Origin of the sequence: Roseivirga sp. 4D4 (assembly GCF_001747095.1) — a bacterium.
In the GTDB taxonomy this organism is placed as follows: Bacteria; Bacteroidota; Bacteroidia; order Cytophagales; family Cyclobacteriaceae; genus Roseivirga.
In genome coordinates this window covers 2,154,877-2,171,012 of sequence record NZ_MDGP01000001.1, presented here as the reverse complement: position 1 = coordinate 2,171,012, position 16,136 = coordinate 2,154,877, and the positions used below count along the sequence as shown (strand labels likewise).

Below are 16,136 nucleotides of genomic sequence, written 5' to 3'. Positions count from 1 at the left end.
ACCGAAAGAATATGCAGGTTACTTCACCCGTAAGAAAACCTTTAATCACAGGCGGTAAAACCGTTCATGATGTCACCGAAGACATCTGTCGCCAGGTTGAAGCTAAGCCTTCAAAACTGTGGTTGATGGCCTTCGGAATATCCGTGGTTACATTGGCTATAGGATTCCTTGCTGTTGCCGCTACCCTTTGGGAGGGCATTGGCATGTGGGGTCTTAATAAAACAGTAGGCTGGGCATGGGATATCACCAACTTCGTATGGTGGGTAGGTATTGGTCACGCAGGAACGCTTATTTCTGCAGTACTATTACTCTTCCGTCAGAAGTGGAGAATGGCCATTAACAGAGCATCTGAGGCAATGACAATCTTTGCTGTAATATGTGCTGCTATGTTCCCGGTACTTCACATGGGTAGACCATGGCTAGGAGCTTACTGGGCACTACCATTACCAAATACCTTCGGTTCGTTGTGGGTAAACTTTAACTCTCCTTTATTGTGGGACGTTTTCGCGATCTCAACTTACTTCTCTGTATCTCTTGTTTTCTGGTACCTCGGTTTAGTACCTGATTTCGCAACAATTCGGGATAGAGCTTCTGGTATTAGAAAGAAAATTTATGGTGCACTTTCATTAGGATGGGATGGAGCTGCTAAAACCTGGTCTAGATATGAGTCGGTTTCTCTTATCTTGGCAGGTCTTGCGACACCACTTGTACTTTCAGTACACACCATCGTATCCTTTGACTTTGCTACCTCAGTAATTCCTGGATGGCACACCACAATCTTCCCTCCATACTTTGTAGCTGGAGCGATTTTCTCGGGTTTTGCCATGGTATTGACGCTAATGATCGTCACCAGACAGGTATTCAAACTTCACGACTATATCACTATCGAGCATATCGAATTAATGAACATTGTAATCATTGTTACGGGTTCGATTGTAGGTATCGCTTATATCACAGAGTTTTTCATCGCATGGTACTCAGGAGTTCCGGCTGAACAATATGCATTCTTTAACAGGATGCAAGGGCCTTACTGGTGGGCATACTGGTCGATGATGACTTGTAACGTGATTTCACCACAACTCTTCTGGTCTAAGAAAATCAGAACGAGTATTGCTGCCACGTTCATCATTTCAATTATTGTGAACATTGGTATGTGGTTCGAAAGGTTTGTAATTATTGTGACTTCGCTTCACAGAGATTACCTGCCTTCTTCATGGGCTATGTTCTATCCAACCATTTATGACATGGGTGTTTACTTGTTCACCTTCGGATTGTTCTTCACAGCATTCTTCTTGTTCGCGAAGTTCTTCCCAGTGATCAACATGGCTGAAGTGAAAAGTATTGTTAAATCATCATCTGAAAAAACGGCTTAATCATGAGTGATTCTAAAGACTTTATCCTAGGTGTTTACGATGACGAAGACGTATTGCTGAAAGCAGTAGGTAAGATTCGTGGTGCTGGTATTAAAATAGACGAAGTATATAGCCCATTTCCGGTTCACGGACTAGATGATGAGTTAGGCTACAAAAAGTCAAGGCTTCCAATTGCCGCATTCATGTTCGGTATTTTGGGAACTACGCTTGCCTTAACCATGCAGATTTGGATGCTTGGTATTGACTGGCCAATGATTATTGGTGGTAAAAACCATGTAGCTCTTCCAGATTTCGTACCGGTTACTTTTGAGCTAACGGTATTACTTGCCGCCTTCGGTATGGTAGGTACATTCTTGGTTGCAAGTGATTTGAAACCATGGAAAGACCCTAAGTTGCTTGATATCAGAATTACTGATGACAAACACATTATGGCGATCGATTTAGGCCAAAACAAAGCGGTTGATGCTTCTAAAATTGGCAGCGCGCTTAAAGATTCAGGTGCAATCGAAGTGAATGATAAAAAAGTTGAAGAATAAGCTGACTAACGTTATGATCCATAAATTAAAAGCTTTCGTTCCCCTCGCATTGATTGTTCTCATCAGTGCCTGTACCGCAAAGGGTGACAACCCAGGTTTAGAATATGCTCCGCAAATGTATCACTCAGTTCCTTACGAGCCTTTGACTCAGATTGTTGATGAAGACAGAGGCGAATGGTTGAGTAATAGGGAAGATGGAAAAGGAGAATTTTATAATTCTAACCCAAACAATCCCTATGCACAAAATGTCAGAATACCAGTAGCAGGAACAGTGAGAAGAACGAGTAACAACATACTACCTTATAGATTGGAGAAAGATCAATTGGCGGAAGCAGCATTGATCGAAAATCCATTCCCAGCAAGTCCTGAGGTTCAGGCTGAAGGTAAAAGGTTGTATACAGAATATTGTCAGCACTGTCATGGAGCAGATGGCAAGGGACAAGGTAAAGTTGGCGTAGTATACGCGGGTGTACCATCTTATTCAGCCCCAAACAAGAAAGATTTACCTCAAGGGCACATCTTTCACGTGATTACTCATGGATATAATCGTATGTGGCCTCATGCTTCGCAAATCAGCGAAGAGAGACGTTGGAAAATCGCAAGGTATGTTCAACAATTACAGCAACAGTAACAGATAAATTTTTTAGAGATGTCAAAAGAAGTATTTGATTTTAGCGCTGGGATTAAGAAGAAGCTTGCAATAGCTTTTATCTCAGGTGTGGTGCTGTTACTAGTAGGTTCTTTATTGTCTTCTTCTGGAGGACATGGTGAAGAGCACGCTGAGGGTGATCATGCCGAGTTAGCTGAGGCTGGCGATCATGGTACAGACCATGAAACAGAAGGAGATCACGGTGAGCCTGCCGGACATGATACAGACGATGCTCATGGGGCAGAAGCTGGCGATCATGAAGGTGGTGACCATGAAAAAGGCTGGTTTGATAGAGTAGTAATTGATTTATGGGTAAACAATGTCTATTTCACAGGTTTGGCCTTAATCGGACTATTTTTCTTTGCCATCCAATATGCTGCTCAAGCAGGTTGGTCTACTTATATACTAAGAATTCCATTATCAATGGCGAGCTGGATTTTGCCAGCGGGGGTCTTGATGTTTTTGACATTCATGATCTTTAACCATGATATTTTCCACTGGACACACAGTGACTTATATGAAGTTGGAGGGGCGCATTATGATGAACTCATTGCTGGAAAGGCGAGCTTCTTTTACCTACCCTTAGAAGGCGGATCATTCCCAGTCTTCTTTGTGGCTAGAATGGTAATCTTCTTTGGAGCATGGGTATTATTGTTCAGAAGGTTAAGAACACTTTCTAACCTTGAAGACGAACTTGGTGGAACTACTTATTGGTACAAAATGAGAAGAGCATCAGTTGCCTTCCTTTTGATCTTTGCTGTTTCATCTTCAGTTTCGGCTTGGGACTGGATTATGTCAATTGATACTCACTGGTTCTCAACCATGTTTGGTTGGTATGTATTTGCGAGCTGGTTTGTGGCTGGTTTGGCACTGATCACTTTGATGACAGTATTGTTAAAAGAAGCGGGTTACCTATCACAGGTAACTTCAAATCACTTACACGATCTGGGTAAATTTGTATTTGCGTTCAGTATCTTCTGGACTTATATCTGGTTCTCTCAGTTCTTGTTAATCTATTACGCAAACATTCCCGAAGAGTCAGTGTACTTTGTCGAGCGATTCTTGAGCGACAAATATGCACCGGTATTCTTTGTGAATCTGATCATGAATTTCTTCTTCCCTTTCCTTGTCTTGATTACAAGAGATGCGAAGAGGTTGAATGTATTCTTGAAAATCGCCTGTATCGTAATTATCCTAGGGCACTGGATAGATTTCTATCTAATGGTGACACCAGGTACGTTGGGCGAGTCTGGAGCTTTCGGTTTAACTGAAATCGGAACTTACTTGATATTTGGATCAGCGTTCTTATTTGTAGTACTCAAAGCACTTTCATCTGCTGCTTTAGTACCTAAGAACCATCCAATGTTGGAAGAAGCAAAACATCACCATATTTAACACATAGATAAACTAGTAGATATGTTCGGTTTTTACATAGCACTTGCGGTTTTCTTAGTTGTAGCCATCTTGTTGTTGATCTTCAGGATCACACGTCTAGTTGGTATCGTTAAGGGAACGGGGGAGAAGGTTGTTACAGGAAGTAACAACGCGAATGCAGCGATGATGATCGTGTTCATGGTGTTATTCTTTGGACTTGCAGCGTGGTACTCTTACGTCAATTTTGACGCTTATGATCCACCTGTAGCCTCAGAGCACGGAGAACTGACTGACAAACTTTTCTGGAGAACCATGTGGATCACTGGAATCGTATTCGTCATTACTAACATCTTGCTATTTGTATTTTCTTATAAATACAGATATGATGAAAAGAGAAAAGCGCTTTTCTATCCACATAATAACAAGTTGGAGTATATCTGGACAGGCGTGCCAGCGATCGTTTTGACTTGGTTAGTGATTTCAGGATGGATGGCCTGGGATGGTATCATGAGTGAGGCACCAGAAGATGCGGAGCAGATTGAGATTATGGGATACCAGTTCCAATGGTCGATAAGATATGGTGGGGTTGATAATCAAGTAGGAGATTATGATTATCGTCTGATCGATGCGGTTAATGCCCATGGCCAAGACCTCTCCGATAGATCAAACTTCGATGATTTTATTTCTAACAGTATGGTAATCCCTAAAGGAAAGCCGGTATTGTTAAAGATTAGAGCAAGAGATGTGCTCCATAGTGTATTTATTCCTCACATGCGTGTAAAAATGGATGCTGTACCAGGTATGCCTACTCAATTCTGGTTTGTGGCTAATAAGACCACTGAAGAGATCAGAGTAGAAGAAGGTAATCCTGATTTCAACTATGAGTTGGCTTGTACAGAAATTTGTGGTGGTGGACACTTCTCAATGAAGAAGAGAGTGGTTGTTCTTGAGCCTGCGGAGTATGCTGAGTGGAAAGCTGACCAGAAGTCTTGGCTTTCTAAACATCCTGAGTATTTGAGTCAAGTTCCTGAAAACTTGAAAGAATTAGCATTAGTTACAGCTGGAATTAACGAATAATAAGACATTAAATAAGTGCATATGGCAACAGAAGTAGCACAAATCGATGTTCATGCACATGAGGATCATCATGATCATCACGAGCAGTCATTTATTGAAAAATATATATTCTCAACCGATCACAAAGTAATTGCCAAGCAATTCCTTATCACGGGTATTTTCTGGGCAATTATTGGAGCAGCTATGTCTGCGATCTTCAGATTGCAACTTGGTTTTCCTGAAGCAGATTTAGGGTGGTTGAGACCGCTTTTAGGTAGATGGATTACTGAGACTGGTCAACTAGATCAGGAGTTCTATTTGGCGCTAGTGACAATGCACGGTACCATTATGGTATTCTTTGTATTGACAGCTGGCTTGAGTGGTACGTTCTCGAATTTCTTGATTCCTCTACAGATTGGTGCAAGAGATATGGCCTCTGGCTTCATGAACATGCTTTCTTACTGGTTCTTTTTTGTATCTGGTGTGTTGATGTTCATTTCACTATTCCTGGAAACTGGACCAGCATCGGGCGGATGGGTAGTTTATCCACCACTGTCTGCTATTCAGACAGCAATGCCAGGTTCAGGTATGGGTATGACCCTATGGCTAGTGGCTATGGTTTTCTTTATCGCATCCTCACTACTGGGAGGTATTAACTATATCACAACAGTAATTAACTTAAGAACGAAGGGGATGACCTTCTCTAGGCTGCCATTGACGATTTGGGCCTTCTTCTTAACAGCTGTAATCGGTGTGCTTTCATTCCCAGTATTATTCGCTGCGGCCTTATTGTTAGTATTCGATAGAAGCTTCGGTACATCATTTTACTTATCCGAGATTTATATTCAGGGAGAGGCACTTTCTAATGTAGGAGGTAGCCCAATTCTTTATCAGCATTTATTCTGGTTCCTAGGACACCCTGAGGTATATATCGTATTGCTACCTGCATTAGGTATTACATCGGAGATTATCGCAACAAATTCAAGGAAACCAATCTTTGGTTACAAGGCGATGATTGTGTCAATGCTTGGTATTACGTTCCTTTCATTTATTGTTTGGGCGCACCATATGTTCGTTTCAGGATTGAATCCTTTCTTAGGATCAATCTTCATGTTCTTGACATTGATTATTGCAGTACCATCAGCAGTAAAAGTATTTAACTACCTGACCACATTATGGAAGGGTAATATAGTGTTCACACCGGCCATGTTGTTCTCGATCGGCCTGGTGTCGGTGTTTATCTCAGGAGGTATCACGGGTATTTTCTTAGGTAACTCAGCGATTGATATTCAATTGCACGATACATATTTCGTAGTTGCTCACTTCCACTTAGTAATGGGAGCAGCTTCAGCATTCGGTCTATTGGCAGGGGTTTACCATTGGTTCCCTAAAATGTTCGGCCGTATGATGGATGCTAAGTTGGGCTATATCCACTTCTGGTTGACGTTCATTGGTATTTACTCTGTGTTCTTCCCAATGCACTATATTGGAATCGCTGGATTCCCAAGAAGATATTACTCGTTCACAAACTTTGATGCATTTAGTGGCTTCACTGACTTGAACCAGTTCATTTCAATTGCTGCCATTGCAACATTCATTGGCCAGTTTATCTTCTTGTTCAACTTCTTCTACAGCATGTACAGAGGAAGAAAAGCACCGGCTAACCCTTGGAAGTCTAATACATTAGAATGGACTACGCCAAGAAATCCTGGTCACGGTAACTGGGTGGGAGAAATTCCTCACGTTTACAGATGGCCTTATGATTACTCGAAGCCTGGTGCTGAGGATGATTTTATTCCTCAAACTGTTCCATTCTCAGAGACTATGGAATCTAACTTGCCGCATGAAAATGACTTGATAGCATTGGAAAAAGAGCAGGCGGAAGAGATCGTAGTGGATGAGTCTGCAGGACACTAAAGCGAGACTATTTAGACGGTTTTCAGCCGTCACAATTATAGCTGTCTATTTGCTTATAGCAGTAGGCGGAATAGTAAGAAGTACTGGGTCAGGCATGGGTTGTCCTGACTGGCCTAAGTGTTTCGGAAGTTGGGTGCCACCTACAAGTGTAGATGAGCTTCCAGCGGACTACAAAGAGGACTACGTTCGGCAACGTGTTGAAAAGAATAAGAAGTTCTCTAAGTATTTGACAGCATTGGGCTTTGATGATCTGGCTTATCAGGTTGAAAATGACCCAAGTATTCTTGAGGAAGAAGATTTCAATGCAGTCAAAACTTGGGTAGAGTATGTAAACCGCTTGATAGGTGCGGTTATCGGCCTACTGATCTTTGGCACTTTTGTGTTGTCGATCAGGTACTGGAAGAAAGATAGACCCATCACCGTTCTTTCATTTGTTGCATTTGTATTGGTTGGTTTCCAAGGATGGATTGGCTCTATTGTGGTAAGTACAAACTTGCTGCAATGGATGATTACAATCCATATGCTCTTGGCCATCGTAATTGTATGTCTTTTGATCTACGTTTACTTCCGATCGAAGAGAGAAGGTCTAAGCCAATTAACTGGTTTATCTGGAAAGTTGAAGTGGCTTGTAATAGCATGCTTATTATTTACGGTAATTCAAGTTGTATTAGGCACTCAGGTACGAGAAGGTATAGATATGGTAGCTACCTATGCGGCCAGATCTGAATGGATATCGAACCTAGGATTAACATTTCTAATTCATCGTTCATATTCATTGCTCTTATTGGCACTGCATGTATATATGTTCTATATGCTTTTGAGGAGTGTGGAGCTGAAGTCGATTACTAAATGGCTGTTAATTATTGTGGCTGTTGAGATTTTGAGCGGGGCGATAATGGCCTACTTTGGAGTTCCAGCATTTATTCAACCAATACACTTGCTCTTAGGGACAGTAATAGTAGGAGTGCAGTATTATCTGCTACTTCTGATTAACCATAAACAAAAAAGTATTGCTTGACAATGATATCAGGTGATTCAGCAAATATTAAAGTAACATCACTCTTTGCTCAAAAGGCAAAGGCATATGTGGAATTGACAAAACTGAGACTTTCTCTAGTGGTGTCCTTTTCATCTGCTTTTGGTTATGTGTTGGCGATGAGAGGAAGCGTTGATTGGATGCAATTAGCAATGCTCTTCATTGGAGGCTTCCTGATTAGCGCAGCATCATGTACAATTAATCAAGTACTGGAAGTAGAGTATGATAAGCTGATGAAGCGCACTCAGAGTCGACCATTGCCTACTAACCGGCTCAATGCAACTGAGTCATTATGGTTTGCAGGGATTGTGGCCATCCTGGGACTCTATATGCTATTGATTTGGACTAATTGGTTAACAGTTGGTCTTGCTACACTTTCAATGATCCTGTACAGTTTCGTTTATACCCCCCTTAAAAGAGTTGGGCCAATAGCTGTTTTTGTTGGAGCTATTCCGGGTGCATTACCACCGTTATTGGGTTGGACAGCAGCTACTGGTGATATCAATCACGCTGCGATGATCATCTTTGGAATTCAGTTCATCTGGCAGTTTCCACATTTCTGGGCAATCGCGTGGGTAGCTGATGAAGATTATAAAAAGGCCGGTTTTAAACTGTTGCCAGTAAAAGGAGAGAAGGATCTTAAGACGGCTTTCCAGATAATGACATACACTTTGTTCCTTATCCCAATGGGCTTATTGCCGATGTATTTTGGGTTGACAGGAACAAATTCAGCTGTAGTTGTTACGGTCTGCGGAGTTTTGTTCTTAGCGTCAACCATTAAGTTGATGAAAGATCAATCAAGGAAGTCTGCTTTGCGGATTATGTTCGGTTCGTTCCTATACTTACCGATAGTTCAGATTGCGTACCTATTAGACATGGTGAATTGATGGTGGAGGATTATAAACTAGTAGACGTACCTGTAGAGCAACCGCTCTCAATGCATCCTAAGAAGTTTGCCCTTTGGTTATTTATCGTAACGGTTGTGATGATTTTCGCAGCATTTACGAGTGCCCATATTGTAAGACAAGCAGATGGTGATTGGTTGATATATGACATTCCTCCGATGCTTTGGATTACTTCGGGTATTATTTTGACCAGTAGTATCTTCATGCAGTGGGCATATATCGCAGCAAAGAGAGATAAGTTAGAGCAGGTAAAACTTGCCCTTTCGATTACGACAATATTAGGATTGGCCTTTTTGTATGGTCAGTTTCAGGCTTGGGGCCAACTGGTGGATGCTGGGGTCTTTTTTGTAGGAAATCCTGCAGGAAGCTTCATGTATGTATTTACTGGAATCCATGCCGCACACCTTATTAGTGGTGTGATTTATTTGTTATATATGCTAATTTCGTCCTTTAGATATAAGGTTCATGCTAAGAACATGTTGAACATGGATATGTGTACAACATACTGGCATTTCCTCGGAGGACTCTGGATATATTTGTTCATATTTTTATTGCTGAATCATTAATTAAACTGTTCTATGGCAACTACTGCTACAGTAAATAAGAAGAGCTTATGGGGAGGTGGAATTGCGCCTTTCAAAGCCAGCTATGGAAAGCTGATGATGTGGTTTTTTCTACTATCAGATGCTTTTACTTTTTCTGGCCTGCTTATTACCTATGCCTTTTTAAGATGGAGTGCTCCTGCATACAAGGGGGATCCTGAAGCCTTTACTTTCTCAACGGAGTACTGGCCTATTCCTGAAAAAGTTTACGAGGCTTTTCCTGGTTTACATGGCGTAGAGGCGCCACTTTACTTTGTAGGTCTCATGACCTTCATACTTATTTTGAGTTCTGTTACTATGGTACTAGCTGTTGAGGCAGGTCATAGAATGGATAAGAAAGGAGTAGTAAAATGGATGCTTTGGACCATCATTGGTGGATTTGCTTTCTTAAGCTGCCAGGCTTGGGAATGGTCTCACTTTATCCATGGTACTGATGTTGCTACTATCGGTGATGTTGTGAAGAATGGTATCTGGATGGAGAATTACGAGATTATAGGGGCCAACCTCAATTTCAATCAATACGGACCCCCGGCCTTTGCAGCCTTATTCTTCTTTATCACAGGATTCCATGGATTCCATGTTTTCTCTGGAGTATTGATAAACATCATTATCTTCTTTAATGCCGCGAATGGCATGTATGAAAGAAGAGGGCATTATGAGATGGTCGAAAAAGTTGGTCTTTACTGGCACTTTGTAGATCTAGTTTGGGTCTTTGTATTTACATTCTTTTATCTGATTTGATAGACTTTTATTATGGAACAAGCAACAAGCAACGTAGTAGTTCAGCCCGTAGATAAAGCCAAAATTCGAGGAATTTGGAAAGTGGCTTTGATTCTGTTTCTAGTAACAGTTATCGAGTATGGCTTTGCATTTACAATGGACGCGGGAATGTTAAGGACCGTAATCTTTGTGGGATTAACCATTGTAAAAGCATGGTTTATTGTAAGTGAGTTTATGCACCTGGGCCATGAGGTTAAAGGCCTAATCTACTCGATCATTTTACCGATGATATTTATCATTTGGCTGATTGTAGCCTTGGTGAACATGGAAGGTGCTGCCATTAAGGATGCAAGAGGTATTGTGGATGTTGAACAGCCAGCGACAGAACATGTCGGTGGTGAAGAGCACTAAATGAAAATTATTTATAGACATAGAAATCAGGTCATATCAGTGACCTGATTTTTTGTTTTAGGCTATGAAGAAAAAAATCGTCTTACTGTTTTTGGTCATCGCATTACCTGTGTTGATCTTTCTATTTCTCAAAGCATTCGGGAATAATGAATTCACCATACCCGTGTATTATGAGCAAGGCCTAGGCGATTCACTTGCCACTCCGTGCCTTGATCGTTCTGTGGAACAATATGTAGTCAAAAACCCCGTATTGCCACTTGGTGGTCTTAAGGTGGTTCATTTCGAGCGTATGGATGGTCCTGTCCTAAAAACTCGTTTAGAAGAGTTAGAGCGAGTACAGGATGTCTTTTATGATAAGGAAGGGATACAGCTGCTTACACATCTAAATGGTGCCTCAATCAAGAAGCAGGATATAAGTGACTACGATAAGAGAATCCAGTTCTTGGACCAGTTCTGGAAAATCAACGAGATGGATTCTACAGCCTGGGCAGAATTGAAATATTGTGGAGTAGCTATGTCTTCTTTGGACAATAGGGTGGTCTTACTGGATGAGCTCAACAGAATTAGAGGCTACTACAATATTTTAGAGCGAGAGGAAACAGATCGCTTAATACTGGAGTTAAGGATTTTAGATTCAAAAAGATAAAGGTATGTCAGAGCAGAAGAAGTCGATGTTTTGGATCAAGGTATTGTCAATAGCGATACCCTTAGTCGTTGCAGTTTTATTAGGGCTTCCCACCAAACTGGATTTAGGAGATTGGGTTTACAATTTGCCTCATGTGATTGGGGTGATAAATAGCTTGACGGCTGTTAGTTTGATTTTGGCCTTCGTTTTTGTGAAACAGAAGAAGATTACCTTACACAAACAGTTCAACTCAGCTGCCTTTATTTTGGGTGCTGTTTTTCTACTCTGTTATGTTACTTACCACGCTAGCGCTGAATCTACTGCCTATGGTCAGGATGACTATACTAAATACATCTATTACTTCTTTTTGCTGAGCCACATTATGCTTTCCATAGGAGTAGTACCGATGGTTCTACTTGCTTTTTATTACGCTTTGAATGACATGATCGATAAGCACAAAAAGATTGTAAAATTTACTTTCCCTATTTGGTTATATGTGTCCGTAACAGGAGTAATCGTTTATTTGATGATCAGTCCTTATTATGTGCATTAGTGGGATATAAGCGTATTGAGCTTTAAATTTGTATTATGTTCAAAAGGTTGAGAATCGTATTACTGACAATCGCAATTTTGGTGTTAACCAATGTTGTCTCTTTTGCTCAGTGCGCCATGTGTCGTGGTTCTGTCGAATCAACAGTAAGTGCCGGAGAAACTTCGATGGCTTCCAACCTGAACCTTGGTATTCTTTATCTATTTTTTGCACCGTACCTGCTCGTAGGTCTAATCGCTTATTTCTGGTACAAGACGAGTCGTAAAAATGTCAAAAAAGCCAAAGGGATTGGCAGTGTTGCAGGGTAAATGCCCTCAATGCCATCAAGGTGATTTATTTACACATGGTGCATATAACCTACGAAACTTCACAAAGGTAAATGAGCATTGTTCCCATTGTGGAGTCAGGTTTGAACGAGAACCTAGATTTTTCGATGGTGCCATGTACATCAGCTATGCCCTTTCGGTAGGCTTGTTTCTGGTCAGCGCATTTATCATTTACATGCTCTTCCATCCAGTTTCTGAAAATGTCTACCTAATCGCGATAATTTCGGAAGTATTTTTGCTTTACCCTTTGATGTTCCGCTATTCACGAATTTTCTACCTCTACATTTTTGGAGGTCTGAAGTTTCAGCCTGAATTAGAGGAGAAAGAAAATAATTAGTAGATTCCGTTCTAACGGCATTAGGGTTCAATATTTTGAGTAATCAGCAAGGTTTTTTCCGAACCAATAAGTTTCTTATTATCAGTATTGTACTGGTAATGATTACTCTCATCATTGATGAGGCCATATTCTCAGATCAGAGCCGAAGAGTAGATCCTCAGACTACAATTACCCAGAACTTACATACTGCATTAGGGCAATTAGACAATCACATCGAAAGGGTCAGCGATATTGCCATTTTAGACCTCAATCGGCTCTTTAACCGATTTACTAATGATGAAGAGTTACCCTATTTCATTTATGAAAATGGTAATGTGATTTATTGGAGTACCAACAGGTTTGTTCCAAAGTACGGGACACTAGGGGGGACATATCTCTATAAATTTCTTGAGTTAAAAAGTGGTCAGTATGTCGCGAGGAGGAAAGTAATCAATAGTGCTCAAAACCGAGTGGTAGAGATTTTTGCCTTGCTTCCATTATCATCTGATGTAGTACTTAATGATTCGTTTCTAGAGTATGGATTGAACGGAGAGGTATTTGGAAGGTCTTCATTCACACTTTCAAGTGAAGAATCCATTCCAGAAAAAAACATAAGTTCTCCCGAGGGTAGCTTTCTATTCTCTTTTGATGGAACTGAACGGATGAAGATAGACTACCCTAGCTTCTCCACTTTTATCTTTTTACTCTACCTGATTTCAATTGCAGCCTTCATCTGGTCAGGCTTTGTTTACAGTCATAAGTTAGTGGCAAGGGGGAGACCTTATTTGGGTGTTGGACTGATTGCTGTTTTCATGCTCGTAGTACGCCTTTCAATGTTACGCTATGAATACCCTTTGAGTGTTATAGAGTGGTCCTTGTTTCAACCTGATAGTTTTGCAGCGAGCTGGTGGCAACCTTCTTTGGGTGACTTTATATTAAATCAAGTCGCCCTTTTAGTAGTAGTTGGGTATGGTTATAAAGTATTTACTAAAAGACAAACTCAGACTCTGGTAGTTTCATTCAGGGCAGTGATTCTTCCTCTGATATTGTTAGTAACCATTTTATTCTACTATATCTCAGAAGTGGAATCCATTCTACTGAACTCGCAATGGTCATTTGATGTCGCTCGGGATATCAGCTACAGCCCCTTTAAGCTCTTGGTCTATTTTGCCCTATTCATCAAAGCCATTATGGTCTTTCTTATAGGACAATACCTCAGTCGAACACTTAGAAATATCTCGAAACCTCGACTCGTTAATACTGGCCTTAGCATGATTTTGTTAGCTGCTGTTATAATGGCAATATCTCTTGAGATGCAGCACCTTATGCTTGTCGGTTTCTTGATGGGCTACTTGCTGATTGTATATAACTTCAACCTATCAGAGCACATAGACAAGGTTAACTATAATACCTTTCTCTATTTTTTTATTGCAGCCTTTCTCATGGCGAGCGTTTCTACTTCCATTTTAATGAGACATATCAGAAGTGAGAATTTGCAGGATAAACGTGCGCTTGCAACTCGTCTTTCCACAGAAGAAGATATTGCAGCAGAATTTCTCTTGTCAAAAGCAAAGGAGAGTATTGAACAAGATATTAGGATCCAAACCGGGATTACGAGCCCATTCGGATCTAAGGATCAAATAAGAAGACTAATTCAACGTGTTTATTTGGGTGAGTACTTTGATAAGTATGAGATTGAGATATTGCTATTTAATGGCACAGGAAGGCCAATCAATAGTAATACATCGATTGACTATCAGGGTTTGGTAGATACCTATGCCCGACCCGTAAATGCCACGGATTTTGAGGGACTCTATTTTTATCGTGAAAACTACCCCGTTCGTCTCAATCAATACTACCTGTTCTCTGAGATTCAGCGATACAATACAACCATCGGCTATATACTCGTAAGACTCGATAGAAAAGAGCAATTGAACAATAGCATATTGCCAAGACTCCTCTTAGATGATGACTTTGAAGAGGATGGAATGCATTTTGATTATGGAGTATACAATGGTAATGTACTTGAGTCGACCACGGGCGATTTTAATTACCAGCGCAATTTCAATTTTAGCCTCCTCTCAGATTCACTTTTGTATCAAGAAGGGATTTCCCTTGCAGGGCATCATCATTTGGGAGTAGAGGGTAATGGTGAAAATCAAGTCTATATCATCAGTAACAGGTTATATCCTCCCAAGTACCTCATTACCAACTTTGCCATCTTCTTTCTCTTTATGGTAGCTGCCATCATCCTTGTTTTTGGAGTAAGTGCCATGTTCTATAACCTTCAAAAAACGAGTACCACACTCTCTGCCAAAATTCAGATTCTGCTAAACTTCGCCTTCTTCCTTCCATTGATCATTGTGAGTATAGTGGTGTTGCGACTGGTCAATAAGACCGTTGAAGAGAAAATTGATACACAATATTTGTCTATTACCGAAAGTGCTGCGGCCAATCTAGCCAATCAATTGCAGGACTTTTTGGAAGGTCAAAATGAAAACAACGAAACCCTCGAAGACAGGATCACTGAAATAAGCCTCTATGCTCAGGCAGACATTAACCTCTTTAATACGAATGGGAGGCTGATCGCTACGAATCAGCGACTCATTTTTGAAAATGAAATACTAGCACCATTCGCAAACCCCAGCGCTATGGCCAATATAGTTGAATCGGGAAATAAGGAACAATTGAGTATTGAAAGAGTGGGCGAGTTAGATTACCGTTCAACATTCTATGGTATTCGGTCCAATGAGGACAATAGACTCCTGGGTATTCTGACAATGCCATTCTTTGATTCTGAAGAACAACTAAAGGCAGAACAACGAGATATACTCTCTAACATTCTCAATGCCTTCACCTTCATCTTCGTGATTTTCGTGGTATTGTCATTTCTCGCTTCAAGAATTCTCACATATCCTTTTAAATACTTAACCCAGAAGATCAAGTCTACTACACTTTCCACCCTCAACGAGCCCTTGGAATGGCAAGCCAATGATGAAATCGGGCTTATGGTTCGAGAGTATAATAAGATGCTCCTTAACCTTGAAAAGAGTAAGAAGGCATTGGCTTTGAGTGAGAAAGAAAGTGCCTGGCGGGAAATGGCACAACAGGTTGCCCATGAGATTAAGAATCCATTAACTCCGATGAAGCTGAAATTGCAGCATCTAAAAAGGGTATTGAGTCAGGCACCTGATGTTGGCAATGACTTCAATATGCCTATTGACAGCTTGCTTAATCAGGTGGAGACTTTGAGCGACATAGCCACGTCTTTCTCATCTTTTGCCAAGATGCCAATGCCAATCAGTGAGCGTTTGGATTTGGTTGAAGAGCTACGAAAGTCGGTAAGACTCTTTAAGGGCAATAAAGCTGAGATAAAAACCAATATACCTAAGCAACCAGTTTGGGTTATGGGAGATAGTAAACTGTTGGGAAGGATATTCAATAACCTTATTCTAAATGCTGAGCAGTCTCTCAATGAAGATAGACCAGGAAGGCTCTCCATAGAACTTTTGGTTACCCATAATAAGGCCAGAATTACCTTTGAAGATAACGGTAATGGTATCCCTGAAGACATCAAGGAGAAGATATTTATCCCTAAATTTAGTACTAAGGAAGAAGGTTCTGGCATTGGGTTAGCCATTGCCAAACGTGGGGTAGAACATGCCGGTGGGAGTATTTGGTTTGACTCAACTCTTGGAAAGGGGACAACCTTCTACCTGGAGTTTCCGCTAACCGATTGA

General features: G+C 40.9%; 16 protein-coding genes. All 16 read left to right on the top strand.

What is annotated here, in order from left to right; all coding sequences use genetic code 11:
* The first annotated feature begins 11 nt into the window (after positions 1–11).
* The 16 genes from nrfD to BFP97_RS09390 all read left to right on the top strand — a co-directional run bounded on the left by nrfD (position 12) and on the right by BFP97_RS09390 (position 16,136).
* The gene (gene nrfD, locus BFP97_RS09465; protein ID WP_069842183.1) at positions 12–1,373 is read left to right on the top strand and encodes an NrfD/PsrC family molybdoenzyme membrane anchor subunit; all 1,362 of its coding nucleotides are present in this window, start codon (positions 12–14) and stop codon (positions 1,371–1,373) included.
* Positions 1,374–1,375: 2 nt separating this feature from the next.
* Positions 1,376–1,909 carry a DUF3341 domain-containing protein gene (locus BFP97_RS09460; protein ID WP_069842182.1) on the top strand — a complete coding sequence of 178 codons (534 nt, stop codon included), beginning with the start codon at positions 1,376–1,378 and terminating at the stop codon, positions 1,907–1,909.
* On the top strand, positions 1,887–2,540 hold the full coding sequence (locus tag BFP97_RS09455; RefSeq protein ID WP_255399429.1) for a c-type cytochrome: 654 nt from the start codon (positions 1,887–1,889) through the stop codon (positions 2,538–2,540). Before BFP97_RS09460 ends, BFP97_RS09455 begins: the two co-directional genes overlap by 23 nt.
* An 18-nt stretch (positions 2,541–2,558) precedes the next feature.
* Entirely contained in the window at positions 2,559–3,953 is a 1,395-nt protein-coding gene (locus tag BFP97_RS09450; RefSeq protein ID WP_069842181.1) for a quinol:cytochrome C oxidoreductase, read from the top strand.
* A gap of 21 nt (positions 3,954–3,974) precedes the next feature.
* Positions 3,975–5,009 (top strand): cytochrome c oxidase subunit II, encoded by a 1,035-nt coding sequence (locus tag BFP97_RS09445; protein WP_069842180.1) that lies wholly within the window; start codon positions 3,975–3,977, stop codon positions 5,007–5,009.
* Between the two features lie 21 nt (positions 5,010–5,030).
* The gene (locus tag BFP97_RS09440) at positions 5,031–6,905 is read left to right on the top strand and encodes a cbb3-type cytochrome c oxidase subunit I (RefSeq protein WP_069842179.1); all 1,875 of its coding nucleotides are present in this window, start codon (positions 5,031–5,033) and stop codon (positions 6,903–6,905) included.
* Positions 6,886–7,923, top strand: a complete 1,038-nt coding sequence (locus BFP97_RS09435; RefSeq protein ID WP_069842178.1) for a COX15/CtaA family protein — start codon at positions 6,886–6,888, stop codon at positions 7,921–7,923. The genes BFP97_RS09440 and BFP97_RS09435 overlap by 20 nt, the downstream gene beginning before the upstream one ends.
* A gap of 2 nt (positions 7,924–7,925) precedes the next feature.
* Positions 7,926–8,828 carry a heme o synthase gene (gene cyoE, locus BFP97_RS09430; protein WP_069842177.1) on the top strand — a complete coding sequence of 301 codons (903 nt, stop codon included), beginning with the start codon at positions 7,926–7,928 and terminating at the stop codon, positions 8,826–8,828.
* Positions 8,828–9,412 (top strand): heme-copper oxidase subunit III, encoded by a 585-nt coding sequence (locus BFP97_RS09425; protein WP_069842176.1) that lies wholly within the window; start codon positions 8,828–8,830, stop codon positions 9,410–9,412. Before cyoE ends, BFP97_RS09425 begins: the two co-directional genes overlap by 1 nt.
* 12 nt (positions 9,413–9,424) lie before the next feature.
* Positions 9,425–10,189, top strand: coding sequence for a cytochrome c oxidase subunit 3 (locus BFP97_RS09420; protein ID WP_069842175.1), 765 nt, complete (start codon positions 9,425–9,427; stop codon positions 10,187–10,189).
* A 12-nt stretch (positions 10,190–10,201) separates the two neighbouring features.
* The gene (locus tag BFP97_RS09415) at positions 10,202–10,579 is read left to right on the top strand and encodes a cytochrome C oxidase subunit IV family protein (protein ID WP_069842174.1); all 378 of its coding nucleotides are present in this window, start codon (positions 10,202–10,204) and stop codon (positions 10,577–10,579) included.
* Positions 10,580–10,643: 64 nt separating this feature from the next.
* Entirely contained in the window at positions 10,644–11,225 is a 582-nt protein-coding gene (locus BFP97_RS09410; protein ID WP_069842173.1) for a hypothetical protein, read from the top strand.
* A gap of 4 nt (positions 11,226–11,229) precedes the next feature.
* Complete coding sequence (locus tag BFP97_RS09405; protein ID WP_069842172.1) at positions 11,230–11,757, top strand: DUF420 domain-containing protein; 528 nt, start codon at positions 11,230–11,232, stop codon at positions 11,755–11,757.
* A 35-nt stretch (positions 11,758–11,792) separates the two neighbouring features.
* Positions 11,793–12,062 (top strand): hypothetical protein, encoded by a 270-nt coding sequence (locus tag BFP97_RS09400; protein WP_069842171.1) that lies wholly within the window; start codon positions 11,793–11,795, stop codon positions 12,060–12,062.
* Positions 12,022–12,417 carry a DUF983 domain-containing protein gene (locus BFP97_RS09395; protein WP_069842170.1) on the top strand — a complete coding sequence of 132 codons (396 nt, stop codon included), beginning with the start codon at positions 12,022–12,024 and terminating at the stop codon, positions 12,415–12,417. The genes BFP97_RS09400 and BFP97_RS09395 overlap by 41 nt, the downstream gene beginning before the upstream one ends.
* Before the next feature lie 35 nt (positions 12,418–12,452).
* Complete coding sequence (locus BFP97_RS09390; protein WP_069842169.1) at positions 12,453–16,136, top strand: HAMP domain-containing sensor histidine kinase; 3,684 nt, start codon at positions 12,453–12,455, stop codon at positions 16,134–16,136.